Raw genomic sequence first — 25,077 nt, 5'->3', positions numbered from 1 at the left:
GGTCTTTCAATATGGACGTCACCGATTCCCGGCCAGGTCGGACGGATTGCCTGCATTTTGGGGAGTACCCGTTCCGCCGCGGGGACGAAGCATGCCTCCGACCAGCCGAAGACCCTGCTTCCGTGTAATAAATCGCGATAACTGCGCCCCCAAATAATTCTGCATACCCGGAACGACGAATACCTTTCCCTCTTCCAGTGACCGAAGCGCAGCCGCTACTACTTTTTCCGGCGTTTCTTTCTTACCGACGGCGGCTTCTTCTGCGCCTACGACGTTAAAGAACCCGGTATCCGTCGCACCGGGGCATAGCGCGAAGAACCGTATGCCGCGATCGCGGTTTTCCCACCATAACGCTTGAGTGAAGGACAAGACAAAAGCTTTTGTCGCCCCATACACCGCCATATAAGGAAGCGGCTGAAATCCGGCGGTCGAAGCCACATTGATAACGGTGCCCGAGCTTTTGCGCAGCATATCCGGCAAGAACATATGGGTCATGTCAACAAGGGCGGCAACATTGAGCATCACTTCTTCATGCTGGCGCACTCCGGACAATTGGTCAAATAAGCCGTGCGTCGCAAAGCCTGCATTGTTAACGAGCAATTCGATATCAAGGTCCAAAAGCTTACACTGCCGGTATACCTCGCCGGGAGCACCCTGTTCCGCAAGATCCTTGGGAATCACCTCGGCTTTGATGCCATACGACGTTCTAAGTTCTGCCGCCAGGCTCTCAAGCTTGCTCTTCGACCTTGCAACGAGCACCAGGTGGGCGCCTTGTTTCGCGAGCTGTCTCGCAAATTGCTCTCCGATCCCGGAAGAAGCTCCCGTAATGAGCGCCCATTTTCCTCGAAATGTCATAGTGCTGCACTCCCTTTCAAGATACTGTGTTTTGTTTAAGAAACAGTGTTACCAGTTCGGTAAAATAATGAGTCCTCACAAAATGGAGGAGACCGGATTTAGATGTACGAATCTTTTCGGTAACACTGTTTCCTGTTGGACTCATAGAAACCGCCTCTTTTTGGAAAGTCAATATGTTCTGTGCCTTATCCTGGCTGCATTGACAACCGTACAGTAACTGTATAATATTTTTGATAAGAAATCTGGAAACCATGTTTCCAAAAGAAAACACAATACCAAAAGGTGATGAATATGAGCAGCCAAGATCCCTCATCCCATCCGGGTATGCGAAAGCTGAAAACCTACAAAGAAGCCCGGCTGCAAAATACCGAAAATCTCCGCAAGCTCGTCGTTGACGCCGCGGCAACGCTCTTGCAGAAGGAAGGGCCGGAAGCAGTTACGTTGCGAAAAGTAGCGCAGAAAATGGATTGCTCAACCAAAATCATATATAGCTTGTTTGTCAACAAAGAGGGCTTAGCCCAGCAGTTATATCTGGATGGCTGCAAGCTTCTCGCCGGTGAATTGGAGAGAACCCCCCGCGCGGACAACCCGAAGCAGCAGTTGCTGAATTTGGGTGAAGCCTTTTGGCAGTTCGGCCAGCGTTACTCCAGCTATTATAAGCTGATGTTCGGAGGAGCCTTCACAGAGTTCAAGCCCGACGAGGAAAGCTTGCAGGGAACCGCAACCGCCATGCGGCAGTTATTCGACGTGATCCAAGATGCGCAGGACCAAGGACAGATTCACGGCGGGTACGATACGCAATCCGTGATCCGTATTTTCTGGGCCTCGCTCCATGGTGTCATCCATCTCTACATTGGCGGTCACCTGGGAGACGAACAATCGGCCTATGCCATATACAAGCAAACGTTATCTTTGTTGGTAAGCTCGTTAATTCCGGACGCCCGTAGCTAATGCTATAAACCTGCCCTGTGCATGCCGTACCGCTCCATAGACGTTAAAGAGCCTTCAGCTTCAACCAGCTGGAGGCTCTTCAAGTTCAGATATAGTCGCTTCGGATAACGCCGTAATAAACTTTATCATCATACTCGCCTGTCTCGCTGTAGTAGTAGCTCTTTCTCAGAATCCCCTCATACTTCATTTGAGCTTTCTGCAACACTCTTCCGGAAGATACGTTTCTTCCCCGATGAAAGGCCTGAACTCGATTCAGCCCGGTTCGTTCGAATACAAATTGGATCACCGAAGCCAGCGCCACCGTGGCAAATCCTTGCCCTTGGTACGACCTTCCAATGCAGTATTCAATGTCCGCAACATGGTGAGCACTATCCACATGGCAAAAGGCAATTTGTCCAATACACTCTTCCTTCTCTTTATGCACAACTGCCCACCTGTAAAAATCCTCTCTTGCATAAGACATCATCCATTGGTGCAGCAGCTCATTTACGGATTCGATATTGTCATACACGGGTTCACCGTAGTTAGCCTGCACTTCTTCATCGCCAATCCAGTTTCTAAGCATGCTCTCCGCATCCTGCATGACAAATGGCCTTAATAAAAGTCTTTCTGTCTGGATAACTTGCGTTCCGGAATGCAAACCGCTTCCCCCTTTGACCCGCCTGCCGTCACCTGAATCTGAAGATCCATGCCTTACTCCATCTTACAATCAAACCGAAATCCCGCTTGCCTTCGAGGATTCCTTGCGCTGTTCTCTTAGCAGAAAACCGCCCATTACCCCAAGTGCGGCGAACAGAACCGGGATGATAAACCCGTAAGTATACCCCGCTCCGCTTGATACCGGTTGAAAATGATCCAGCACCTTCCCGTAGATACTCGGGAGCAGGATCGCGCTGATAAAGCCTCCGGTATTCGCAAACCCCGAAACGACGCCAACCTCTCGCATGGCAAAAGATTGACGAACAGCCGCAAACGTTAAAGCGCTCGCCCCATTTCCATAACCAATGATGAAGAACAGAACCGCAAGCATGAAGAAGGGTGGTTTCCCGCCAAATACCAGAAACGCTATCCAGCTGACGAGAACGACCAGATGAACAACCATATAGGGGCGCTTTATCGATTCCAGCCGATTGGCAATCCAGGTGGTCAGGGAAGCGCCAACAATCGCCCCGACAAGTCCGATCATCATAAGCTGGCTAACTTGCGAACGCGACATCCCGTACATCTGCATCCCGTAAGGAACCGCCCACGAGCCGATAAACCCGACATATATACCAACAAGCCCGAAATGACAGAAGAAGGTCGCCCAGGCCTGCCGATCGGAAAATATCCGTTTTAACATCATGAATGTTCTTTCCCGCTCTTGTTCCGTCTGAAGAGCCGCCGCAGGATTGTCCTTGAACAGCTGGTTTGGCCGCTTGACGAGTACGACATAAAGAAGAATCCCGCAAAGACAGAGTAAAATTCCGACTGTAAAAAAAGGCGTTCTCCAGCCCGACCAGGCAATCCAGGCCGAAAAAGGATAAGTTGCCAGCAAGAAGCCCAGACTGCCCGCCATGCCGGCGAAGCCAAGCAATCCCACAAACTCTTTGACTCTAAACCATTGACCCAGGATAAGAACCAAATTGACCCAAATCGTCGCGTCCCCCATGCCTACCAGCGCCCGGGAAATCAGCAGCACGAACTCGTTCGGCGCAGCGCTGTAAATTAAAGTGCCCAGTCCATTCAGCAGCGCCCCAGCGATGAGAAACAGGTTAGGTCCGTAACGATCGGATAAAATCCCAATCGGAATTTGCAGGCTGGCATAGGCCAAAAATTGGATGCTGGTCAAAAGCCCGATGGTAGATGCCGATACATTGAAATCTTTCATCAATTGATCGGTAATTAATCCCGGCGCCGTCCTTTGACTTACAATCAGGAAATAGGTAAACAATACTGCTGTAAAAACAATCCACCGATATTTGCTATTTTGTTTGTCCAAGTATATTTCGCTCCTGCCTGACTCAGTATACTTGTATTTTACTATTCATTTTTCATTTAATATATGTACTTTTTTCACAAGCTGAAAAAACAAAACCGGAGATTCCGATGGAACCCCCGGTTCTTGCCAGTTATTCGCCCGTGAGAATGGCGTAGATTTTCCAGCTGTTGTCCGCCATTTTCTTCAGCATATATTGGCCGTCTGTCTTGATCGTGTCTTCATAGGTATTTTCACCGTTCGATATCTTCATTTTGATCTCTCCATATACCGAATCCAATACCGCAAGACGGTCCGAACGCTCGGTAACGACGAAGGTTGGAGCTTTTACGACTTCAATGTCGATCGTTCCGCCCACGGCGGCCATTTGATTGATCTCGGCCAGGGAGGACATGTTGTAAGCGAACTGGTAGCCTGTGTAATACTTAAGAAAAATCCGCTCAAGATCGTCATACTTCTTGTTTATCATAAGCTGCGTTTCTTCCTTGTCCGCTCTGGCGGCAAGATCAATCAAATCCTCCGCGGCCGGCAGGTTCCCCTGCTGCAGCTTCAGCGAGCGTTCCAGCATGACAACCGCTTGAGCTCGGGTAGCGCGGCTAAACGGCTTGAATTCGGTCTTGGTCATTCCGGTCACGATGCCGGCCTGGCTGGCTTTTTGAATGGCTGTCTTCGCGTAATATTGCGGCACATCCGTAAAGGTTTTGGGTTGTCCGTCGAACTTAACGGTAGATGAAAAAGCGTTAACCACCATAACCGCAATCTCTCCCCGGGTGATCGGCCGGTCAGGACCGAATTCCGTAGGACTGATGCCGCCGACGACGCCGAGCGAGCTGGCGATCCGGATCGGATCGGCGTACCATTTTCCAGCCTTCACGTCCGTGAAGGTTTTACCTTGCTGGCTGCTTGTCAGACCTGCCGCATTCACAAGAATCGTTACGAACTCGGCGCGGGTGATATTATGATTCGGCTTTATGTAGATCGTTCCATCGGCATCGGCATAGCCGCTCAGCCAGTTGGCATTGACGAAATTATCCAGCGCGTCATAGGCCCAGTGGTCTTCAATGTCGGAAGGATAATACTTGTCCAGCAGAGCAGACTCTTCTGCATGGACGGACGCGGGAAAGCTAGCGGCAACCAATAAAAAAGGCAATAACAGTAAAAAAATCATTCGGTTCAACTTTGGTCTCATCTGGGATGTCCTCCTACTATTTCAAGTTCCGTCCTATAGAATAGCAGACTCATCTCAATATCTCTAACGGAAAAATCTGCAAACTGGAGCTTGGTGCATAAATCCCTTCATCTTATGTGACACTACTCCTTGTTATCCGAAAATTGAAGGAGGGTATAGCCATGAATACGCAAAGAGCTCAAGAGATTGCGGCTTCGCCGATTATGGAAAATGTAACCTATGAAGGGACGCCCATCTATATCCAGCATGTGGATGGTAACACCGGCATGGCCAGAATCTATCCTTTGAATCAGCCGGAAAACGAGCAAACGGTCCCCGTCGGAAACCTGATCGAACATTAATCCGCCGCTTGCCTATGTTTTAAACTTTACCCACAAGAGGGGCACTTGAACAATTGGCCTTCTTGTGGGCACACCCATTGTCTCAATGTTTCCCGAACTTCCCCACGCATCTCATTTCGTTAAGATTTTCATTAAGATGTCGACTTCCTGGAGCCAGCTGCCTCTGGCGTTCGGAATATCCTGCAGCATAAGGCCAGTTATGACCGAGAAGTAGAGAAACAACAGCTTGTGAGGATCGCCTTCACAGAATTCACCTATTTGCTGTCCCTTGATGAATATAGGTTCAAAGAGACTGATCGTTTCCTCCGCTTGATATTGTTTCAACAGCTGTTTGACCTGCATCGGGACCTCTTCCGAGGTTTGCGCTTGCTGGAGTAACATAAAGTAATATTTATGATTATCCTCAAGCATTTTTTCTGTAAATGATTTAAATTGTTCTCTGGGCGAGCCCGGCAGATTGGGGATATTTCTAATCGCAGACTGCGCTTCATCTATTGCTTCCTGCACAAGTAGGGTGAAAATCTCTTCCTTTGAGCTGAAATAGCGGTAGGAGAGTCCTTGGCTGATCCCGGCTTCGGCTGCAATCATACTCATTTTCGTTCCTTCTATTCCCCTTTTGGCAAACACTTTAAGGGCTGCATTCTTTATTTGTTCTCTGCGTTCATCGAGAGGGGCATCCGATTTAAGTTCATTTTCTCGAGTCAATGTTTGTTCACTCTCCATCAGCTTATCGTTTAAAAAGATCTTTTACTTGCACTTACCCCCGAATCTGTTCCATGCTAACCTCCCATAGACGTTTGGCAGCTTCCATATTCCGAGCGTGCTGGGATGGAATTATTTTTTGCAGATCCCTATAGTATTGCCCGCTGGAAGCGAGCATTTCATTAGAGTCCGCCAGCCATACCAAGGTCTCGGCCCCCTTCTCCGGAGTGCGGGAGAACCGCTTCATAACCGCCATAGTCATTCGGGCTAACCATCCGTTGTCCTGGTTAAAGTTCGTCGATACCAGACCGGGATCAAAACAGGAAGCCACGACTCCGGTTCCTTCCAATCTCCTTCCCAATTCAGCCGTGAACATGATGTTGGCAAGCTTGGTCTCCCCGTAGCGAATATTGGCTCCGCCTAATAAACTTTGCGGAAAGCCGTATAGCCCCTTCGCGCTTGGATCGTCAAAGCGGATTCCCTTCTTGGCCATCTTGTGGCCGTGAGAAGCGGTTGTAATAACGCGGGCATGACCGTTTTCTTTTAACCGTTCAAGCAGCAGGTTCGTGAGCAGAAAGGGGGCCAAATGATTAACCGCCCAAGTCATCTCAATACCGTCAACCGTTAACTTTCGTGTTAAAAATAAAGCTCCGGCATTGTTTATCAAAATATCGACTGTAGGTAATCTCTTCAGTATGTCCGCAGCGACTTGGCGTATGGATTGCTGTGAAGCCATATCCGCCAGAAAAACGTCAATGGTGCCGGCATTTCGCCCGATTGCCTTGAGATGAGCCGCTACCTTATTCGCTTTTTCCTGATTACGGGCTACAATTCCCAGATTTGCTCCTCGCATCGCAAGCTCTTTCGCAGCTGCCAGCCCAATGCCGCTGGTTGCCCCGGTAATGATGACATATTTGCCTTTCACAGTCCATTTCGTATCTATTCTTTCCATAGGCAGTATATCCTCCTTGATTCTCAATATATTAATGAATGAATGGTTCATTCATTAATAATCATATTTTATTCCTTTTGAAAAATCAACCGCTTTAGAAAAAGATACTGGACGCGTCAGTCATCGAAAACTTACCAGAGTCTCTCGCTCAAAGCGGTCTGTTCGCAAAAAAAATCGTAGAGGAAGGCGCAAAAGTAGTCGCAATCAGCCGTACTCTCTCAAAAGAGCTGGAACAGCTTGTCCAAAGTCATCCGGTCAAACATTTAGCCATTGATGTTAATACCGCACGCGATACGAACGAGCTGTCTTCGAAGCTGATTAGGGCCTTCGGCAGGATTGATATTTTGATTAACAATGTTGGAGCTATTGATGAAAGAAGAGGACAAGGCTTTCTGGCGACGCCAAGCGAGGAATGGGAACAGCAGCACTGAACAACCTGACCAAAATGCTGGCCGGAGAATTTGGTTCACGCCAGATTCGGGTTAATTCCATTCGCCAGGACCCGTAGTGACACCGCTGTGGAATCACTCGGAAACCGGTTTGGCAAAATGGGTCGGCGCCGCTGCAGGCAAGACTTCAGAGGATATCATGGAACAACTGCCCGCAATGGCCGGCATCACTTTAGGCCGCTTTGCCCAACCGGAAGATATCGCGAACCTCACGGTTTTCCTTGCCTCAGAGCAAGCATCCATGATTACCGGGTCGGATTATGTCATTGACGGTAATTTGCTTAAAACGATCTGAGGTAATTTAGATAAATTACAAGCGGCGACCTGCTTCCGGTACTGGGCCGGAGACAGGTCGCCAAATTTTTCTGAAATCAGGTGTTTGATTATACCACTTCCCCTTCGCTTCACTTTCAAACCCCCGTCTTATGACTTCCTAAGACCTTCATAAACCGCTTCACAAAGATCTATCGTGAACTGGCCCGACATGCCTTCCAGCGCGGTATTGGTGAACGCCACGACGCTTATTTGCTTGACGGGATCAACGAACCAGGAATGCCCGTAAGTTCCGCCCATACGCCAAGTTCCCGGCGACTCGGAAGTTTGAGCGGCCTCCGGATCTTTTAGTACGGTAAAACCTAACCCGAACCCGCGCCCTGGCCAGTAGGCCATTGGAAGATTGCCAATCTGGTTGGTGGTCATTTCCCGAACCAGCTTCTCCGGCAATAAAGGCGCTCCGCCTTTTCGCAGCGTTTCCAACAACCGCATAAAGTCGCCCGCGCTGCCAACCATGCCAGCTCCGCCGGAAGGATACGCCGTATGATCAAGCGCCCGGCCGGGAGCAAGTCTGAAACCCGAAGTACCTTCTACAAATGGAATGTGGTCAGAATCAAGCAGCCGGCGCGGTTCAGGAACATCGTTGGCATAGGCCGCGGACAGCCTTAGGGGATCAACCGCAATAAACCCGGTATCCTTCATGCCAAGGGGTTCAGTCACAAGAGAGCGAACTGCTTCGCCCAGCGGGGCATCGGCGGATCTGGTAATGACCGCACCGAGCACATCTGTTGCAATGGAATATTCCCACTGGGTACCGGGCTTATAGAGGAGTGGTACGGAAGCAATACGCCGTAAATTTTCTTCCAATGAAATGCCGGCCTGATCCATACCGTCTGATACTCCGGCGTTGTCATATGAATCATGCTCCTTCTGGAAGAAACGGTAGCTCAACCCTGCCGTGTGAGTCAACAAATGCCGGATGGTTATATCGGCAAATTCACCGCTTAGCAAACGGGGACGAAACTCAGGCAGCCATCTGTCTACACGGTCATCCAGCTGCAGACGGCCTTGCGATACAAGCACCAGAGCAGCCGTGGAAACGATCGGTTTCGATACGGAAGCAAGCCGGAATAGAGTATTATTTTGCATGAACCGGTTGTGTTCACGATCTGCATATCCGGCAGCACGGTTATAACATAGCATCCCGTTAAGCGTAACTTGGACAACAGCGCCAACCAGCCTTTTGTCGGCAATTGTACGATCAATGACTTCATCAATATGTGCCTGCAGCGCTTCTGTATCTCTCTTATTTAGTTCGTATTTACTCATTTCCAGCCATCCTTTCTAACTTTCATATATTAAATTAAATCACTCATTTTACATATCAGAATCAATCCATTATGATAATTATACAAAGCAATAAAAGAAATTTTCTTTGAAACACCTTAACTTTAAAGGAGGACATTCATAATGGATCATGTGGACAAACAAATCCTCTTCCATCTTCAAAATCAAGCGCGGATTTCGATGACAGAGCTGGGTAAAAGCGTGGGTCTATCCCAACCTGCTGTAACGGAAAGAGTAAAACGAATGGAAGAAAAAGGCGTGATCGAAGAGTATCGCACAATCATCAGTCCTGAAAAAATCGAAAAAAACACAGCAGCCTATATGTTGTTTCGGACTAGAGACTGCTATCCCTTTCTTGATTTCGTCCGTTCATCTCCCCATGTTGCCGAGTGCCACCGAATAAGCGGAGAACACAATTATTTATTAAAAGTAATGACCGACTCTACACGCGCACTCGAAGAGTTTGGCAATCAGTGCGATAAATATGGAACCTATACGATCCTGATTGTCATGTCTTCACCAATCGATCATAAGTTTCTCATCCCTTCTCTCGAAGAAGTATAGGAAATCCATGTTCTCTTGCCCGCCACACAACGAGCAGTGCAATGAGCAGCAGCATAAACAAGGCCCACGGGAAGGATCGAACGCCTAGGGTTTCGAGTAAAACAGCGCCGATTATCCCGCCACCTCCGATGGCCAGATTCCATACTGTCACCAGCATCGATTGAGCCGTATCCGCACTCTCGCCAGCTGCGTCAGCTATTGCCGTCTGCAGCAGTGTAGCCGCTCCGCCAAATGTAAGTCCCCAGACCGATACCGCTAAATAAATCACAACGGGCTGATTGCTTGTGCCAAGCAGAAGGGCTGCCAATGCGAAACCCGCAAGGCTGATCAACACCAATAAGCGCTGCATACGATCAATCAACAGCCCGATTATCCAGATTCCGGCAACCGACGTAATACCGAAATTAAGCAGCATCAAGTCAACACGCCGGGCAAGTCCGGCCTTGGCAAGGTAAGGCGCAATATAAGTGTACAAAATGTTATGAGACAGCACCCATGACAGCACAACAATCAATACGGGCCGCACCCCTGGCAAGTTGATGACTTGGCGAAGGGGGAGTCTCTTATCAGCGGCCTGTCCAGAGAAGTCCGGCATCTTCCAGAGCACCCAAGCAATGAGCAGCGCCGCCAGCAGCGACATGATGGCAAAAACAGCGCGCCAGCCAACAAGAACGCCAAGGAATGTTCCGGCTGGAACACCAAGCGCCAGAGCGAGAGGCGTGCCGACCATCGCCACCGCCATGGCCTTACCTTTGAGGATATCGGGCACCATACGCCGGGCATAGCCTGCTGTCATTCCCCACAAGACACCTGCAGAAACTCCAGCCAAGAAACGGGCAACCAGCGTCAGCATGTAGATAGAGGATAGTGCAGTCACGCTGTTGAACATGAGAAAACCGATAATGCACAGCAAGAGCAGCGGCCGCCTCCTCCACCCTCGTGTTGCCGCTGTTAAAGGAATTGCGGTGAGCAGGGAGCCGATAGCATATGAAGTGACAAGCTGGCCGGCAGCCGCCTCCGAAACTCCAAGTCCCCCGCCGATCTGAGGAAGCAAACCGGCTGGAAGCGTCTCTGTGAGGATACAGATAAACCCTGCCATGGCAAGGGCTAATAATCCGGCCCACGGAAGGCGAACAGAAGAAACTTCGCTCGCGGCACTTTGCGTTGCTGAAGTCAGATTAGGACTCAGTATCAAACACCTCCTGGTCATTTGTGCGGATTCATGATTCCGCTGTAGAGCAAGCAATCGCTCAGTCCAGATAAGTTTACAAAATGAATTGGTTATTTTACATACATCAATCAAGGTATATTGACACTTTTAGCTACAGTATTAAATTTAGTTTTCAGTGTTATCCTTTAATTTAAAACTCTGATATTTCATACTCCTTTAACATGGTCAAAAGTCTTTGTATAAAACAAAAAGACCTCTGCACTCAGAAGGTCTTCAGTCATTGTGGGCGCCTTGAGGGGTCAAACCCTTAATCGCATCATTGGAGGCGAATTCGATCTACTTTAGGTGTCGCGGTTCCTGCAATACGACACGGTAATTAGCGGTAAAATTCGCTACATCGGCTGCTCCAACATGCAAGGATGGAAGATCATGAAGTCGCGCGGGATATCCGAGCTCCGGGGTCTTGCTGCATTCAAGAGCAGCCAATCGTATTACTCGTTGACAGCACGCGAAATCGAACGGGAAATTATCCCTGTTCTGAAAGACCAGAACATGGGGCTAATCGTTTGGAGCCACGCCGAGGGAGATGTTTATGCAAACGCTGAGGCTGGTTTCACTTGTCTTAAAAGATTCCCCAACAGGATAAACCCGGCACCGGTAAGAGCGGAACCCGCAATAACGAAGATAGAAGCCGCGCCACTCGTGTAACCCGCAGCAGCAAAGACAATCGTTCCAAGAATCAGGAATATACCAGCCTGCTTGGCGTAAGTTCCCGATTTTATTAACTGGACACCAAGAATCAATATACCGAAGACAAACAGAAGCGGACCAGACGTTACAATCCACTGTATTTCAGGAGCCTTAAGTACTGCTGCGGCTGCTGTGCTCGAAACGCCTGCAATCTCAACGAGTACAATCGCTGATACGAACATCGTGCCTAGTGTTGAGAACAGTAGAGCGAGCATACCAAATCGTCTTGTTCTCGTATGGTTATCGTAAATGGATATCAGAGCAAATACCATCATCAAATGAGCAACCAATATGAGGTTCTTGGCAATCACAATTAAGATGTCGCTCGATGAAATCTCTTCGAATAAATGCGCGGCAAACAGCAGCAGTCCCGATACGATGGAAGCAATGCTTCCGAATTCACGAATGGATACATTAAGATTCATGAATAATTCCTCCCTTATGTTAATAAAGAAAAACTAATGTTATTAGTTTTATTCTAAACTAATAACATTAGTTTATCAAGCGGTTTTTCATTTTCTTAATTTAAGCCGATGAACTGCTGTCTTACCTCAAAAAAATAGACCGCCCTCGATAAAGATAAAGGTAGCGGTCTATTTCTGATCCAACCTGTAACAAGTCTTCGCCCTTTAAAGCGGCTGCATCTGCAGACGATCCGAAAAATATTAATTACTTTGCCATATGGGTTTGTATCATCGTGTTGCACCGATTGACAAAATCCAAGATGACGGATAATTCTTCATCTGAATATTTACATAAAATTTGAATCGTATCGTTCAAGGCGGCTTCAAATTTGGCGTCGATATGTTGTAATTTTGATGGAACTTTGTGAACAAGTACTTTTCTTTTATCCTCCGGGTCCTTCTCCCGCTTTACATATCCAGCTTTCTCCAGCCGATTGATTATTCCGGTCACTGCACCTGTCGTCAAACCGGTATAATCTGTAATTTGCCCTGCCGTTAGGGGGCCGTTTCGTATGATGTGATCCAGACATTTATGATCTGTAGCGTTAAGACCGTACGATTCTGCAATAGATGTGTGAAACAATATGGTATTTGTGCTGTTTTGGCGTAAAGCGGCAAGAAGCTCCAGTTGAATTGGAGTGAGGGCAGAAAGTTTGCTTGACATAAATACCAGCTCCGAATATGATTTATTTATCTTAGTTTAGTAAGATAAGATATATGGTACGATTATAACACATTTCAATCTAACAGAAAATTTTAATGGAGATATGAACAGATGTCTACAGTATGGAACAAAAGATTGTTGAAGTTGGGATTTATCGCTCCGATTTCCCTTAATGTTGTAGCTACCATTGACGCATTGACAAGACCAGAATTCAATCCTGTTCGCCATTGGATCAGTCATCAGAATCTGGGCGCGCGAGGCTGGCTTGGGACATGGAATTTGCTTCTTTCGGGAACGTTGATTATCGTTTTTGCCGTCGTGCTTAGATTAACAATTCACTCGGGCAGGGGCGCGGTGTGGGGCTCCATTTTTATGGGAACGTTCGGATTAGGGTTGCTAATCGCTGCTTTGTTCCCCATAGATCCAGGGTTGAACTGGCCTCCCGGTATACCGGCAAGCCGCAGCGTGTCAGGCCAAATCCACGATATCGGAGGAACGATGGTATTTGGTTCATTAATTGCCGTTTGCCTTGCCATGTCAAGTATATTCAAGGAAAGCCCTGATTGGAAAAGATGGAGAATTTATTCCATTCTCTCGGCAGTCGTCGTATTCGCTTCTTTTGTTCTATGCAGCGTTTTTGTTGCCTTGGACTTCAATGTGATGCCGAGTGCGCCAAGCGGTCTTTTTGAACGAATTTCTATGGCTGCAGGGTGCCTGTGGATCGTGCTTCTAACCCTTCGTCTAATGGATAACAAGTAAATCAAAATATCAACGAAAGAGGAGATTCTATGAACCAGCAAGTTACCGACTTTATTAGCAATGTAAATCAATCGTGGCAGGCCAATGTTTGCAACCAGCTTCGGCAGATCGTACACGAATCGATTCCGGGTGTAGAGGAACGGATTCAATACCGCAAACCTCATTTTTTGAAAAATGGCAAATATGCAGCTGTTATCACGATAGCAAAGGAAACCGTAAGTTTTACAATCTTTAACGCCGCTGGTCTCATATTGCCGGATGGTTTGTTTGAAGGCCCTTCTGAAAGAAAGACGATCAAAATCCGTGATGGTCAGACGATTGACTACGAACTGTTGACGAAGCTCTTGGAACAAGCATCCAGTTCCTTGTGACCCATTCTGACTTTACTGTTGATTAGCGCCGCCGCTATTGCCTCTGCAGCCTTTTTTACCATTGATCCTATAACGGCAAGTACGGATGACTTGACTACCCATGGCAATCTTGGCCCAATCGGCTTCTAATGGTAGCATATTGTGCATGGCTGATGTCGGTCGCTTGGCACGCGTTAAAGTTGTACAGGCACAGATCCTAACTGAACAAAAAATGAAACCAAAAAAAAAGAACGGCATCGCTGCCGTTCTTTCTTGTATGGACTCTCAGGGACTCGAACCCTGGACCAATTGATTAAGAGTCAACTGCTCTACCAACTGAGCTAAGAGTCCATATTATGGTGGAGCCTAGGGGGATCGAACCCCTGACCTCATCGCTGCCAGCGATGCGCTCTAGGGGGTGGTTGGTTTCACTGCCCCTAAAGATTAATCAGGGGAATGCCAAACTCATCCCCAACAAAGCTCATATCATGATCACGTGAAACTAATCCCAACTGATATTCTACTGCAGTAGCAATAATAATAGCATCAGGGGTTTTAAGTTTCCGCCCTTTCGCTCGTTGTTCCCTTCTTATATCTCCCGCTCTTTGTGCAATTCGCGAGGTAACATCTAGACATCTGCGCGAGTTAAATAATTTAATACCTTGTAAGCGTAATTCAGCGTTTAAGCCGCTAAACACCTCACATTCGGTAATTACCGAAAAATACATATTCATTTTATCTTCTTTGGCTTGACGCGCAAAAGACATGGCGTCAGGTTCTCCTGCCAAAAAAGCGATAGCAATGTTGGTATCAATTAAATAACCTCTCATCAATTCCACTCATCCTCACGCATTCTCCGAACCTCATCGTACAGTTCTTTTGCTTCATCAGGAGTCAATATACCGGCGGATTCAAGAATATCATCAATTGAATAGTCATCTTCAACTTCGATTGTATCGTTATCAAGGTCGATTTTGACTTTACTTTGGGTGATATTCATTTTTTCAAAAATCGAACGTAGTTCACGAGCTGTTTGTTTATCCATTCTTTTAGGTACAGACATGACTTTATTTAGCCTCCTATGAGGAATTTAAGGATAGTATAACATGTAAACATTAAATAAAAAAAAGATTGGTTGTGATGAATCGCCCAGAATCAACGTATGTAAGCATCAGGAAAAACATGTTCTTTAGTTACTTTTATCCCCATTGGAAAATAATCCTCAATTAGATGAAGCTGGTTCAACACCTCAATGTCTGGTACCTCATGTGTAAAAATTTCCGATGCTAGAGTGTTGCTTCCCATTGAAAGCATGATATCCACATGACGGTAAAAACCGTATAACGAAACATGAGAATAAGTATAACCGCCCCCATTAAAAGTTATATACGGAAATTTAGGCGGAATCCACAATCCTGTAATATCACAAAAATTATCGTTTTTCATTGACCTCGTTACCTAGGGTATTGAATATAATCATTAAAAATGCCCAATCTTTGAGCATAAATTCCCACAACTTGTTCAAGTTCATCGTAAGTCAAACCAAAGCAGGCACGGGACATTGATTCATTCTCTTCAAAATAGGATGAATGCTCAGAATGGATTCTTCGTACGATTCCGAAATCGCAAGAGTTTGCCACCGGCAGACTTACAATATAATTATTGAGTCGTTTAAACCTTTTCGTATCGTATAACTCGTGATCTAAAAAATCAGTCATTAATATACAGCCTGCTTGCAGTCTATAGAAACCTTTTATCTGCTTTTTGCATTTACTTGCGGACTTACCACGGAGGTAATAAGGCCACCCATGCAAAGGAGACTCATTCCCTTCTCTACTGACGATCCCCATGTAACAAAACAATTCGCCACTTTCAGAAATATACAATACCGGACCATGATACGGAATTAAAATGTCTGCCCCCAACTCTTCAGGAGAATCAAGATTCCTGATACACCTTAACCCCCGCCTTGGCCATTGCCTGAGCTAATTGATCTCCACGCATCTTGCGAAGAAGCTTTCTATCTTGAAAAGACATGGGCAAGCTATCAGGATCTAAGAATCTCCTGTACGTTGCTGCATCCATAAAATTTCTAACACTAAGTAAGAAAATACAGAGGGATTTTCAAAAAGGTAAATTTCAGAATATTCAGGCCAATAATCCCTTGTCTGAATTTCCTGCAAGTTTAATGTTCTTGGAGAAGCGACATCAATAAATCCAGAAGCAAATACATGTGAAATGGAACTGAGACTATCATCCATAAGTCCAAAGTACCTGTAGATTTGTCGGTCTTTCATAAAATCCATATTGATCAAGTTTTCGTTGATGGCAACTTCTCCAGATTCAACTTTAATATTGTCACATAAAAATATTTTTCTAAAAAATAGTCTACCACGCTTAATTTCTTATTCTCTTGTGCATTTTTTATTGTTTTTTGATTTTGATAAAACATTTCTCAGTACTGCGTTATGATTAAAATGGCATCAACGTTGTAAATTTCAGAGGCTACAAAAAAAGGCGCTGACCCATAAGGTCAACGCTTTTTATTAGTACGCCCAAAGCCTAGCATAGGCAAATTCAACAGCAAAAGAACGGCATCGCTGCCGTTCTTTCTTGTATGGACTCTCAGGGACTCGAACCCTGGACCAATTGATTAAGAGTCAACTGCTCTACCAACTGAGCTAAGAGTCCAAATAATAATTTATGGTGGAGCCTAGGGGGATCGAACCCCTGACCTCATCGCTGCCAGCGATGCGCTCTCCCAGCTGAGCTAAGGCCCCATGTTATCTAAATCCGATATGTATGCATCGGCTTCTTGGTGTCTTCTGCAGCATCATGTCTCGCAGCCGACTTCTATATCATATAAAATTACGAGCTATGTGTCAACAGTTATTTTAAAAAATATTTTGGAGGACATGCACCGGATTGTCATCCGGTGGAGTAAGAAGAATTCAGAGCGGACAAACTGTAAAGCCTGGGCTTACAGTCCGTCCGTCTCTGAAGGATTTTTGGACAAGAGGGCCTTTAATTCCTTCATGAACATACTGATGTCTTTAAACTGGCGGTATACGGATGCGAAGCGGACATAAGCCACTTCGTCCACCGGGTAGAGCTGCTCCATGACAAGCTCGCCGATCTGCTGGCTATCGACCTCGGCTACTGCGATGCCGCGCAGCGATTTCTCGACCTCGGAGACGATCATCTCGAGCCGCTCGACGGATACGGGACGTTTTTCGCAGGCGCGGATGAGACCCCGGAGTATTTTGTCGCGGCTGAACTCTTCGCGGCTGCCGTCCTTTTTGATAACGATCAGTGGAGTCTCTTCCACCATCTCGAACGTGGTGAAGCGCCGGCTGCACCTCTCGCACTCCCGCCTGCGGCGGATCGATTTATTTTCATTGGCTGGACGTGAATCGAGCACTTTGGTGTTGGTATGGTCGCAGTATGGGCATTTCATGATCCGATCACTTCCTTTGCAAAAATTATAGGTTTTACTTTTCCAGAAAACACCTTTAATTATGAGTTATGAATGTGGCATGTCCGGCACATAATACAGTTACCAACCGATAGGAGGTGAACAGAAATGGCACAAGCAAGCAATGGTCAATCCAGCACCAATAACCTTGTCGTACCAAGAGCGAATGCAGCTTTGGAGCAACTGAAATATGAAGTTGCCCAAGAACTTGGTATCACTCTTTCTCCGGATGGATATCAAGGCAATAAAACTTCTTATGAGAACGGTTCGATCGGGGGTTACATTACGAAACGTCTTGTAACCCTGGCTGAACAACAACTGGCAGGTCAATTCCAATAATCTGCCCAAATAAGCTTGCCGAAGAAGTGCTGAACGGTCCGAAGCGGCTGTAGGCACTTCTTTTCTCGTGGACCCTCAGGCTAAAAAACGTTTCCGTAAATCTCCGTATACTGATTGTAATAGTAAATCACGCGCTGCACATAGTGGCGGGTTTCACCAAACGGAATGCTTTTAACGTCCTCTTCGCTTCCGTTCCACGAGCCTTCCTTGAGCCACCGCTGCACCTTGCCGGGTCCGGCATTATAGGCCGCAATGACCGCCGTGCGGTTGCCGTCAAACTCATCGGACAAGGTATGCAAATACCAGGCACCCAGTTCGATATTGGCGGAAGGCTCATTCTTCAGCCTGTTCATCGAGACATCGGGGAGCTTGGCCTGCTCAAGGGCCCATTTGGCCGTGTCCGGCATCAGCTGCATCAGCCCGATGGCTCCCTTTTTCGACTCGCGTCCGGTCTTGTAGTTCGTCTCTACCCGTATAATGGCCGCTATAAGATAAGGATCAACCTGATACGTGTAGCTGTGCGTACGGATTTCTTCTTTATAATAAATCGGGTAGAACAAGGACATCCAGTTGGTGCTGAGAAACAGAATTGCGGTAAAGCCGAGAAATAACAGCAGCAGAACTCTTTTTTTACGAAGCCATTTCAGCATGGCAGACCCAGCCTGTCCCACAAAACGGCGATCTGCCGCTCGGTGTCGGCCACATCCCCGCTGTTATTGATGACATAATCCGCTTTGGCCCGTTTCAGCTCGATATCCATTTGCGAGTCCAGGCGGGCTTCCGCCTGCTCGCGTGTCAGTCCGTTCCGTTTCATCAGACGCTCAAGCTGTATATCGCGCGGCACATAGACGACCAAAATCCGTTCAAACATATCCTCCTGTCCCGACTCGTAGAGCAGCGGAATATCGGCAATAACCAGACGTTCCGGCGCTTCCCGGTCGAAGGCCTGCATCCGTTCCCGGGTAATCCGGCGGATGGCCGGATGGGTCATTCCATTCAGAGCCTTGAGGGCTTCAGGATCATTAAATACAATTTCCCCCAGCTTGTTACGGTTTAGCGTTCCATCAGGGAGCAATATCCCCTCGCCAAAATATTTCACAACGGCGGCCAGCACCTCGTGTCCGGGGAGCATAACCTCCCGGGCAATGGCGTCGGCATCAACGACCTTTGCCCCCTTCTCGGCGAGAATGGCGGACACGGTGCTTTTTCCGGAGGCAATTCCTCCGGTTAAGCCCATAATCATGTTTTCACCTCATAACAGCTTCAATATTCCTATGGCAATCAAGAGCAGAGCGGGCAGCACCGAGGCGCGCTTCATCCAGACGCTTCCGGCAAAACGCAGTCCCGTGTTCAGCCCCAGAACCAGAATGCTGCCGCTGAACAGAGCGATCACAAGCGACGTCCAGAGCGGATTAAATCCGAGGAGCGCGGCCCCGAGGCCCGCCCCGAAAGCGTCGAGCGAAAGCGCAATGCCCAGAACGAGCGCCTCTGCAGAGGAGATGCTGCCCGATTGGTCTATGTCGGCTGAAGACGGCGTACGCAATATTTGAATGACAATTCCCAGTCTCCGAAGCTCCCAGGAAAATACTGCCGAGCTGTCAGGCTCTGCTTTCGCTGCTCCATCCGTCAAAGCCGGAAGTTCCTCGCTGTCTTTGACGACGGTTCCGAGGGCGGCCTCATCATCCGGCTTCCCCTCCTTCTGCATCATCAGCTGCACCAAAGACCAGCAGCCCATCAGAAGTATGATAACCGCCCCGAACAGGGAAGCGAGATGCGGCGAAACGATTTTGGCCAGCAGCGAGCCAACCTGCATCGACACACACATCACAACACCGGAACAGAACGAGATGATGAGAACGGAAAGCAGAGGTATTTTCAATTTGCGCAATCCGTATGTAATGCCGACACCGAAACCGTCCAGACTCAGGGCAAAAGCCAGCAGCAGCAGCGAAAAAATGGGGCTGATCACCCGCAATCCCTCCCGTTGAAGAACCTGCGCCTCCGTAACCACCGGGAAGCGGCCGTTCGCAATTGTAGCATTCTTCACCCAGTATATGGGCGGGATGGGCTATGGGTGTCAACCTTCATGAAAAATCGTGAAATCTAAGAAGAAACGGCTTCGCCGTCCTCTGGAAGAGGAAGGCATCCATCTCTCGTAAGAATATCAGGTTAAGGATAAGCGCGAAGCTTATACTTTCTGATATTCTGAAGAAAACCGGCGCAAATCAATCCGGCACTAACATCAGGTTCAAGTTAAAAGCGGCGGCTGGCAGCTTGGGCAAAAATGGGTGCCCCGTCCCCCTACTACGCTTTTCTCCACCTTCGAACCGCAGGTGTAGCAGATGGCGTCTTTGCGCCCGTATATCCGCAGCTGATGCTGGTACGAGCCGCTCTCGCCCTGCCCGTTCACGTACGACTTCACGGAGGAGCCGCCGGCATTCACCGCTTCCGATAGCGTAGAAACAATCGCCTGATGAAGACGACTGAGTTCCTCTTCGGAGAGGGATTTGGCGCTTCTCTCCGGATGAATGCCGGCCAGATGCAGGGACTCATCCACATAAATATTGCCGATGCCGACCACATATGCCTGATTGAGCAGCAGGGGCTTGATTTTTTTATTTTTCCCGGCAGCCAGATCCTTAAACGCTTCGATTGTAAATTCAGGGCCCAGCGGCTCCAGTCCCAGCTTGTTCAGCGGGGGGAGCTCAAGGTCCTCTCTGGGCAGAAAAAGATCCATCGTGCCGAACTGCCTTACATCCGTATAGCGAAGCTCGGTTCCATCGTCAAAGTAAAAAATAACATGCGTATGCTTATCTAAAGGCTCTCCCGCCGCATACAATCCGTACCGCCCCTCCATCCGCAGATGGGAGACGAGCACCAGACCGTCCAGCAGAAAGCGCAAAAATTTGCCGCGGCGCTCCACACGCTCGATCGTATGGCCTTCCAGAAGTGTCTCAAATATTCGAATATCGTCCGGCCGCCGGATAATGCGCGGCAGACGCACGGTGACTTTGTGTATCTTTTTTCCTTGCACCAAGGTGTTCAGTGTTCTCTTGACGGTCTCTACTTCCGGTAATTCCGGCATGATGTCTTCACCTCTACTTCATTATACCGGATAAGCAGGGGACGCGGGACCTTTATTTCGCTTCATACCAGTCTGCCCCGTAACTGACCTCTGCCTTGAGCGGAACGGATAGCTGCAGCGCGCCTTCCATGACCTCGGGCACAAGCTTCTTCATCGTCTCCAGCTCTTCTTCCGGCACCTCGAATACCAATTCGTCATGTACCTGCAGCAGCATGCGGCTCTTCAGCTTCTGCTTGAACAAGGCCCGGTCCATATGGATCATCGCCAGCTTGATGATATCGGCAGCGGTCCCTTGAATCGGCGTATTCATCGCCGTCCGTTCTGCGAATGAACGCAGGTTGAAGTTGCTCGCATTGATCTCGGGCAGGTAGCGGCGGCGTTCCAGCAGCGTTGTGACATAGCCCGTTTTGCGCGCTTCCCGGACAATCTCGTCCATGTAGCGGCGAACGCCCTGGAATACCTCGAAATATTGCTCGATGAACCTTGCGGCTTCCTTCCGGGTGATATTCAGGTTCTGGGAAAGCCCGTAATCGCTGATGCCGTACACAATCCCGAAGTTAACCGCCTTGGCGGAGCGGCGCATGTTGCCGTCTACCGCATCGGCAGGCACGCCGAATACGTCCATAGCCGTCTTGGTATGAATATCCATGTCATGCAAAAAGGCTTCCTTCAGCCTTGCGTCGTCCGAAATATGAGCAAGCACCCGCAGCTCAATCTGCGAATAGTCAGCCGCGAGAATCGACCAGCCTGGCTCGGAGGGCACGAAAACCTTGCGGATTTTTCGGCCTTCCTCCAAACGGATCGGAATGTTCTGCAGGTTGGGGAACTGGCTGCTCAGCCTTCCGGTCGCCGCGATCGTCTGGCGGTAGAAGGTATGGACCTTGCCTGTGGACGGGGCAATCTCCTTCAGCAGCCCCTCCACGTAGGTGGACTGCAGCTTGGCAAGCGTACGGTACTGCAAAATATTCCGCACGATTTCATGGTAAGGCTCCAGCTTCTCCAGCACCTCGGCATCTGTGGAGTAACCGGTCTTCGTCTTCTTGATGACAGGCAGACCCAGCTTGTCGAACAAAATCTCCCCGAGCTGCTTCGTCGAATTCAAATTGAATTCCGTTCCGGCGATTTCATAGATTTGCTCCACAAGACCGGAGATGGTGCTTTCGAACTCCCGGCCCAGCTCCTTAAGGCCGTCTGTGTTGACGGAAATGCCCTGCTTCTCCATGTCCGCCAGAATTCGCGACAGCGGCATTTCGAGATCATGGAACAGCCCCGACATGGCTGTATCGGCCAAATCCTTCTCCTGCTTCGGCACAAGTCCAAGCACGGCCGCGCTCTTGGCGGCGACATGCGCGCCCAGAATGTCCATCTCCGGCACTTTGTATTTGGCTCCCTTGCCAAATACCTCCTCGTCCGGAGCAAGACGCGGCAGGCCGTATTTGGCGACAAGGTCGCTGAGGTTCTGGTTCGCCTCGGTCGGGTCGAGCAGGTAGGCGGCGAGCTGCACATCATGCGCCGCGCCGGCAAAAGGAACGCCCTGCCAGTGCAGCGTCAAATCGGCACGGTGCAGATCGTAGCCGTTCTTCGGCGCCTGCTCGTCGGCGAGCCAATCGCGCAATGCCGCCGCCGCGTCGCTCTTCAGCAGCTCGAACGGTACAAAATAATGCCGCTCCGGCGTCGACACTGAGAGACCGATTACCTCTGCGCGGTGCGGGTTCTCGCCGTTCGTCTCGACATGCAGCGCCTTGACATCCTTGAGCGCGGCCGCAAGCTCTTCAAGCTCCGCTTCGCCCGCAATGACGATGTCCAGGTCGACGGCTTTGGGAGCGTTCTCTCCGTTCACAGGAGCGCTCCCGCTCAAAGACAGCCGCTCCAGCAGCGACTTGAATTCCAGCTTCGCCAGCGCGGGGCCGGCGGTGTCGCTCTTCAGACCCTGAAAGGCCATGTCTTCCCAGGAATGCGTCAGCGGCACCTCGCGGAATATGGTGGCCAGCTTTTTGCTCATTATGGCGTCTTCCGCATGCGCCTCCAGCTTTTCCTTCATTTTGCCTTTCAGCTCGCCCGTTCCCGCAAGCACGCCTTCCACTGTGCCGAACTGGTGCAGGAGCTTGAGCGCGGTCTTCTCGCCGACACCCGGCACGCCGGGAATGTTGTCGCTCGCATCGCCCATCAGGCCCTTGAGGTCAATGATCTGCTGCGGCGTCAGATCGTATTTTTGGCGGATTTGCTCCGGTCCGTACAACTCGATATCGGTGACGCCCTTGCGGATCAGTGCGATGGTCGTATGCTCCGACGCCAGCTGCAGCATATCCTTGTCTCCCGATACGATCATTACCTGACGCCCCGCCTCATCTGCCTGACGGGAAATGCTGCCAATGATGTCATCCGCCTCATAGTTCTCGATCTCAAACTGCGAAACGCCAAGATCGCGCAGCAGGTCCTTCAGCAGGGGGAACTGCTCCGACAGCTCCGGCGGGGTCTTCTGCCGTCCCCCTTTGTACTCCTGGTAGCCCTCATGCCGGAAGGTGATCTTCCCCGCGTCGAAAGCGACGATCAGATGACTCGGCTTGTGTTCCTCGATGAGGCGCAGCAGCATCGTCGTAAAGCCGTATACGGCATTTGTCTGCTGGCCCGCCGTGTTGGTCAGCGGAGGCATGGCGAAGAATGCGCGGTAAATTACATTATTTCCATCTATTAGAATCAGCTTGTCCATTATGCACCTCGTCTTCAATGGCTTATCCTTAACATCTTACCACATGGTCATAGCCCCACAAAGTGCCGCATCCGCTTCAAGGGGATATAAAAGAAGAAAGCGCCCGGCCGCCTGACGGCAGCGGTGCGCTTTCTTGCATTCATATAGGTTCCGTGTTTCCGGTCCGCCTGCGGGCTGATTCTACCGGTTCAAATCCGGACGCTTGCCCGTTACCAGATAAACGACGCTTTCACCGATATTGGTCGCATGATCAGCGATACGCTCGATGTACCTTCCGACCAGTGTCAACAGCATCGCCTGTGATACGGCATCAGGCTTCTTGATCATGTAAGAGTACAGCTCGTTGATCATAGCGCTGTACAGATGATCGACCTGATCGTCATCCAGCGCCATTTTATGTGCCAGATCGGTATTCTCGTCCAGATATGCTGTAATCGCTTCCTTCGTCATGAGCTTAACGATTTCCGCCATCCGAGGAATATCCACCAGCGGCTTGATCAGCTCCTGGCCCTGAATACGCAGGGTTACCTTCGCTACGTCCAGCGCAAGATCTCCCATCCGCTCGAGATCGCTCGATATTTTGAAGGCTACGATAATTCTTCGCAAATCCTTGGCTACCGGCTGCTGCGTAATGATAAGACGCGAACCGATATCCATAATCTTCTCTTCCATCGCATTGAGGCGGATGTCAGCCGCAACGATTTCCTGCGCCCGGGTCGTATCCTGATGCTGAAGAGAAAGCACGGCGCCTTCCAGCGCGTCGATAACATGCTCGCCCATTTCACGCAAAAGGCTCCGGAGTTCCTCAAGGTTTTTATCAAATTCCAATCTTCGGATCATAAAGTAATGGCTCCTCCTCGAATCTATAGGTCTTCCGTCAGACTAAGAACCGCATTCCCCTTACGGGAAGCCGCAATTAGCCGAATCTGCCGGAAATATAATCTTCGGTGCGCGAATCTTTCGGATTCGAGAATAACTGTTCCGTGTCAGCCGCTTCGACAATCACGCCGTTCAGGAAGAATACGGTCTGGTTCGATACTCTCGCCGCCTGATGCATATTATGCGTGACCATGACGATCGTATACCGGTCCCGCAGCTCCTGAACCAGCTCTTCGATCTTCTGCGTCGAAACGGGGTCAAGCGCCGAGGTCGCTTCATCCATCAGCAGGATGTCAGGCTGTACGGCAAGCGCTCTGGCAATACATAACCGCTGCTGCTGTCCGCCGGACAGACTCAGTGCGGATTTCTTCAAAAAGTCCTTGACTTCGTCCCACAAGGCCGCCTGCCGGAGACTTTGCTCCACCAGTTCGTCAAGCTGAGCCTTTGGAGGGCTGCCGTGCAGACGGGGGCCGTAAGCAACATTATCGTAAATCGATTTCGGAAATGGATTCGGCTGCTGAAAAACCATGCCTACCCGCTTGCGCAGGGTTTCCACCTCGATGCCGCCTCCGTAAATGTCCGTGCCCCCGATCAGGACCTTGCCTTCAATCCGGGTTCCCGGAATCATGTCGTTCATCCGGTTCAAAGTACGCAACAGCGTTGATTTCCCGCAGCCGGACGGCCCGATGAACGCGGTAACGGCCTTCTCCGGTACCTGCAAATCCATGCCCTTGAGCGCATGAAAGGATTCGTAGTAGAGATCCAGCTTTTCTATATCAATGATGGTTTGCTTTTCTATGTCAACTGTGGACTTCATTATAGGTGTCTGT

At 49.2% G+C, this 25,077-nt stretch carries 31 protein-coding genes and 3 tRNA genes; 9 read left to right on the top strand and 25 right to left on the bottom strand.

All coding sequences use genetic code 11. From position 1 onward, the window contains the following. Positions 1-18: 18 nt before the first annotated feature. On the bottom strand, positions 19-855 hold the full coding sequence (locus tag G5B47_RS12005; protein WP_165098212.1) for an SDR family NAD(P)-dependent oxidoreductase: 837 nt from the start codon (positions 853-855) through the stop codon (positions 19-21). Between the two features lie 291 nt (positions 856-1,146). On the opposite strand from G5B47_RS12005, the gene G5B47_RS12000 reads away from it, so the two are divergent. Next, positions 1,147-1,806 (top strand): TetR/AcrR family transcriptional regulator, encoded by a 660-nt coding sequence (locus G5B47_RS12000; protein WP_165098210.1) that lies wholly within the window; start codon positions 1,147-1,149, stop codon positions 1,804-1,806. Between the two features lie 85 nt (positions 1,807-1,891). Here G5B47_RS12000 and G5B47_RS11995 read toward each other — a convergent pair whose 3' ends face one another. From G5B47_RS11995 to G5B47_RS11985, 3 genes are all read right to left on the bottom strand, one after another. After that, positions 1,892-2,446 carry a GNAT family N-acetyltransferase gene (locus tag G5B47_RS11995; RefSeq protein ID WP_206107331.1) on the bottom strand — a complete coding sequence of 185 codons (555 nt, stop codon included), beginning with the start codon at positions 2,444-2,446 and terminating at the stop codon, positions 1,892-1,894. A gap of 69 nt (positions 2,447-2,515) precedes the next feature. Beyond that, entirely contained in the window at positions 2,516-3,787 is a 1,272-nt protein-coding gene (locus tag G5B47_RS11990) for an MFS transporter (RefSeq protein ID WP_165098208.1), read from the bottom strand. Positions 3,788-3,917: 130 nt separating this feature from the next. Next, positions 3,918-4,973 (bottom strand): S-layer homology domain-containing protein, encoded by a 1,056-nt coding sequence (locus tag G5B47_RS11985; protein ID WP_165098206.1) that lies wholly within the window; start codon positions 4,971-4,973, stop codon positions 3,918-3,920. 161 nt (positions 4,974-5,134) lie between these two features. Between G5B47_RS11985 and G5B47_RS11980 the strand changes: the two genes are divergently transcribed. After that, a complete protein-coding gene (locus G5B47_RS11980; RefSeq protein ID WP_165098204.1) occupies positions 5,135-5,314 on the top strand; it encodes a small acid-soluble spore protein H in 180 nt (59 codons plus the stop codon). Positions 5,315-5,425: 111 nt separating this feature from the next. Here G5B47_RS11980 and G5B47_RS11975 read toward each other — a convergent pair whose 3' ends face one another. Together G5B47_RS11975 and G5B47_RS11970 are read right to left on the bottom strand one after the other, a co-directional pair. Further along, positions 5,426-6,019 carry a TetR/AcrR family transcriptional regulator gene (locus tag G5B47_RS11975; protein WP_235949842.1) on the bottom strand — a complete coding sequence of 198 codons (594 nt, stop codon included), beginning with the start codon at positions 6,017-6,019 and terminating at the stop codon, positions 5,426-5,428. 52 nt (positions 6,020-6,071) lie between these two features. Continuing rightward, positions 6,072-6,968, bottom strand: coding sequence for an SDR family NAD(P)-dependent oxidoreductase (locus G5B47_RS11970; RefSeq protein WP_165098200.1), 897 nt, complete (start codon positions 6,966-6,968; stop codon positions 6,072-6,074). 104 nt (positions 6,969-7,072) lie between these two features. On the opposite strand from G5B47_RS11970, the gene G5B47_RS26175 reads away from it, so the two are divergent. Together G5B47_RS26175 and G5B47_RS25900 are read left to right on the top strand one after the other, a co-directional pair. Beyond that, a complete protein-coding gene (locus G5B47_RS26175; RefSeq protein WP_165098307.1) occupies positions 7,073-7,399 on the top strand; it encodes an SDR family oxidoreductase in 327 nt (108 codons plus the stop codon). A gap of 109 nt (positions 7,400-7,508) precedes the next feature. Further along, positions 7,509-7,712: an SDR family oxidoreductase gene (locus G5B47_RS25900; RefSeq protein WP_268958465.1), complete on the top strand. Its 204-nt coding sequence runs from the start codon at positions 7,509-7,511 to the stop codon at positions 7,710-7,712. Between the two features lie 128 nt (positions 7,713-7,840). Here G5B47_RS25900 and G5B47_RS11955 read toward each other — a convergent pair whose 3' ends face one another. Continuing rightward, a complete protein-coding gene (locus tag G5B47_RS11955; protein WP_165098198.1) occupies positions 7,841-9,019 on the bottom strand; it encodes a serine hydrolase domain-containing protein in 1,179 nt (392 codons plus the stop codon). Positions 9,020-9,160: 141 nt separating this feature from the next. Between G5B47_RS11955 and G5B47_RS11950 the strand changes: the two genes are divergently transcribed. Next, on the top strand, positions 9,161-9,601 hold the full coding sequence (locus tag G5B47_RS11950; RefSeq protein WP_165098196.1) for an Lrp/AsnC family transcriptional regulator: 441 nt from the start codon (positions 9,161-9,163) through the stop codon (positions 9,599-9,601). Here G5B47_RS11950 and G5B47_RS11945 read toward each other — a convergent pair. Continuing rightward, positions 9,576-10,790 carry an MFS transporter gene (locus G5B47_RS11945; RefSeq protein WP_407945222.1) on the bottom strand — a complete coding sequence of 405 codons (1,215 nt, stop codon included), beginning with the start codon at positions 10,788-10,790 and terminating at the stop codon, positions 9,576-9,578. The two genes, G5B47_RS11950 and G5B47_RS11945, sit on opposite strands and share 26 nt — an antisense overlap. A 327-nt stretch (positions 10,791-11,117) precedes the next feature. Here G5B47_RS11945 and G5B47_RS11940 point away from each other — a divergent pair, with 327 nt between their 5' ends. After that, positions 11,118-11,480 carry an aldo/keto reductase gene (locus G5B47_RS11940; protein ID WP_328804516.1) on the top strand — a complete coding sequence of 121 codons (363 nt, stop codon included), beginning with the start codon at positions 11,118-11,120 and terminating at the stop codon, positions 11,478-11,480. Here the strand turns inward: G5B47_RS11940 and G5B47_RS11935 are convergent. Next, entirely contained in the window at positions 11,363-11,947 is a 585-nt protein-coding gene (locus G5B47_RS11935) for a hypothetical protein (RefSeq protein ID WP_165098190.1), read from the bottom strand. The genes G5B47_RS11940 and G5B47_RS11935 overlap by 118 nt on opposite strands. Before the next feature lie 244 nt (positions 11,948-12,191). Next, entirely contained in the window at positions 12,192-12,650 is a 459-nt protein-coding gene (locus G5B47_RS11930) for a MarR family transcriptional regulator (RefSeq protein WP_165098188.1), read from the bottom strand. A 111-nt stretch (positions 12,651-12,761) separates the two neighbouring features. Between G5B47_RS11930 and G5B47_RS11925 the strand changes: the two genes are divergently transcribed. After that, positions 12,762-13,409 carry a DUF998 domain-containing protein gene (locus tag G5B47_RS11925; RefSeq protein ID WP_165098186.1) on the top strand — a complete coding sequence of 216 codons (648 nt, stop codon included), beginning with the start codon at positions 12,762-12,764 and terminating at the stop codon, positions 13,407-13,409. A 29-nt stretch (positions 13,410-13,438) separates the two neighbouring features. Further along, the gene (locus G5B47_RS11920; protein ID WP_165098184.1) at positions 13,439-13,780 is read left to right on the top strand and encodes a DUF1801 domain-containing protein; all 342 of its coding nucleotides are present in this window, start codon (positions 13,439-13,441) and stop codon (positions 13,778-13,780) included. Positions 13,781-14,037: 257 nt separating this feature from the next. Here the strand turns inward: G5B47_RS11920 and G5B47_RS11915 are convergent. The 8 genes from G5B47_RS11915 to nrdR form a co-directional block, all read right to left on the bottom strand. Then, positions 14,038-14,110: transfer RNA gene (locus G5B47_RS11915), tRNA-Lys, on the bottom strand. 86 nt (positions 14,111-14,196) lie between these two features. Then, on the bottom strand, positions 14,197-14,589 hold the full coding sequence (locus G5B47_RS11910; protein WP_165098182.1) for a PIN domain-containing protein: 393 nt from the start codon (positions 14,587-14,589) through the stop codon (positions 14,197-14,199). Then, positions 14,589-14,822 (bottom strand): hypothetical protein, encoded by a 234-nt coding sequence (locus tag G5B47_RS11905; RefSeq protein WP_165098180.1) that lies wholly within the window; start codon positions 14,820-14,822, stop codon positions 14,589-14,591. The genes G5B47_RS11910 and G5B47_RS11905 overlap by 1 nt, the downstream gene beginning before the upstream one ends. Before the next feature lie 92 nt (positions 14,823-14,914). Then, entirely contained in the window at positions 14,915-15,205 is a 291-nt protein-coding gene (locus tag G5B47_RS11900) for a hypothetical protein (RefSeq protein WP_165098178.1), read from the bottom strand. A gap of 608 nt (positions 15,206-15,813) precedes the next feature. Next, entirely contained in the window at positions 15,814-16,020 is a 207-nt protein-coding gene (locus G5B47_RS11895; RefSeq protein ID WP_165098176.1) for a hypothetical protein, read from the bottom strand. 357 nt (positions 16,021-16,377) lie between these two features. Then, positions 16,378-16,450, bottom strand: a tRNA-Lys gene (locus G5B47_RS11890). A gap of 13 nt (positions 16,451-16,463) precedes the next feature. After that, positions 16,464-16,539: transfer RNA gene (locus G5B47_RS11885), tRNA-Ala, on the bottom strand. A gap of 200 nt (positions 16,540-16,739) precedes the next feature. Further along, a complete protein-coding gene (gene nrdR, locus G5B47_RS11880) occupies positions 16,740-17,216 on the bottom strand; it encodes a transcriptional regulator NrdR (RefSeq protein ID WP_025334222.1) in 477 nt (158 codons plus the stop codon). Between the two features lie 126 nt (positions 17,217-17,342). Here nrdR and G5B47_RS11875 point away from each other — a divergent pair, with 126 nt between their 5' ends. Beyond that, positions 17,343-17,573: an alpha/beta-type small acid-soluble spore protein gene (locus G5B47_RS11875; RefSeq protein WP_025334221.1), complete on the top strand. Its 231-nt coding sequence runs from the start codon at positions 17,343-17,345 to the stop codon at positions 17,571-17,573. Positions 17,574-17,653: 80 nt separating this feature from the next. Here G5B47_RS11875 and G5B47_RS11870 read toward each other — a convergent pair whose 3' ends face one another. The 7 genes from G5B47_RS11870 to pstB form a co-directional block, all read right to left on the bottom strand. Further along, complete coding sequence (locus G5B47_RS11870) at positions 17,654-18,220, bottom strand: lytic transglycosylase domain-containing protein (RefSeq protein WP_165098303.1); 567 nt, start codon at positions 18,218-18,220, stop codon at positions 17,654-17,656. After that, positions 18,217-18,816, bottom strand: a complete 600-nt coding sequence (coaE, locus tag G5B47_RS11865) for a dephospho-CoA kinase (protein WP_165098174.1) — start codon at positions 18,814-18,816, stop codon at positions 18,217-18,219. Before coaE ends, G5B47_RS11870 begins: the two co-directional genes overlap by 4 nt. 9 nt (positions 18,817-18,825) lie before the next feature. Continuing rightward, positions 18,826-19,542, bottom strand: a complete 717-nt coding sequence (locus G5B47_RS11860; protein WP_165098172.1) for a manganese efflux pump — start codon at positions 19,540-19,542, stop codon at positions 18,826-18,828. A gap of 279 nt (positions 19,543-19,821) precedes the next feature. Next, positions 19,822-20,658, bottom strand: coding sequence for a DNA-formamidopyrimidine glycosylase (gene mutM / locus G5B47_RS11855; protein ID WP_165098169.1), 837 nt, complete (start codon positions 20,656-20,658; stop codon positions 19,822-19,824). Between the two features lie 52 nt (positions 20,659-20,710). Continuing rightward, complete coding sequence (gene polA / locus G5B47_RS11850; RefSeq protein WP_165098167.1) at positions 20,711-23,368, bottom strand: DNA polymerase I; 2,658 nt, start codon at positions 23,366-23,368, stop codon at positions 20,711-20,713. A gap of 180 nt (positions 23,369-23,548) precedes the next feature. After that, complete coding sequence (gene phoU / locus G5B47_RS11845; RefSeq protein ID WP_165098165.1) at positions 23,549-24,208, bottom strand: phosphate signaling complex protein PhoU; 660 nt, start codon at positions 24,206-24,208, stop codon at positions 23,549-23,551. A 76-nt stretch (positions 24,209-24,284) separates the two neighbouring features. Beyond that, positions 24,285-25,064, bottom strand: a complete 780-nt coding sequence (pstB, locus tag G5B47_RS11840) for a phosphate ABC transporter ATP-binding protein PstB (RefSeq protein ID WP_165098164.1) — start codon at positions 25,062-25,064, stop codon at positions 24,285-24,287. Between the last annotated feature and the right edge of the window lie 13 nt (positions 25,065-25,077).

Origin of the sequence: Paenibacillus apii, assembly GCF_011043685.1 — a bacterium.
Taxonomy (GTDB): domain Bacteria; phylum Bacillota; class Bacilli; order Paenibacillales; family Paenibacillaceae; genus Paenibacillus_AQ; species Paenibacillus_AQ sabinae.
The sequence above is the reverse complement of the archived record's forward strand: the minus strand, read 5'-3'. Positions and strand labels throughout refer to the sequence as shown.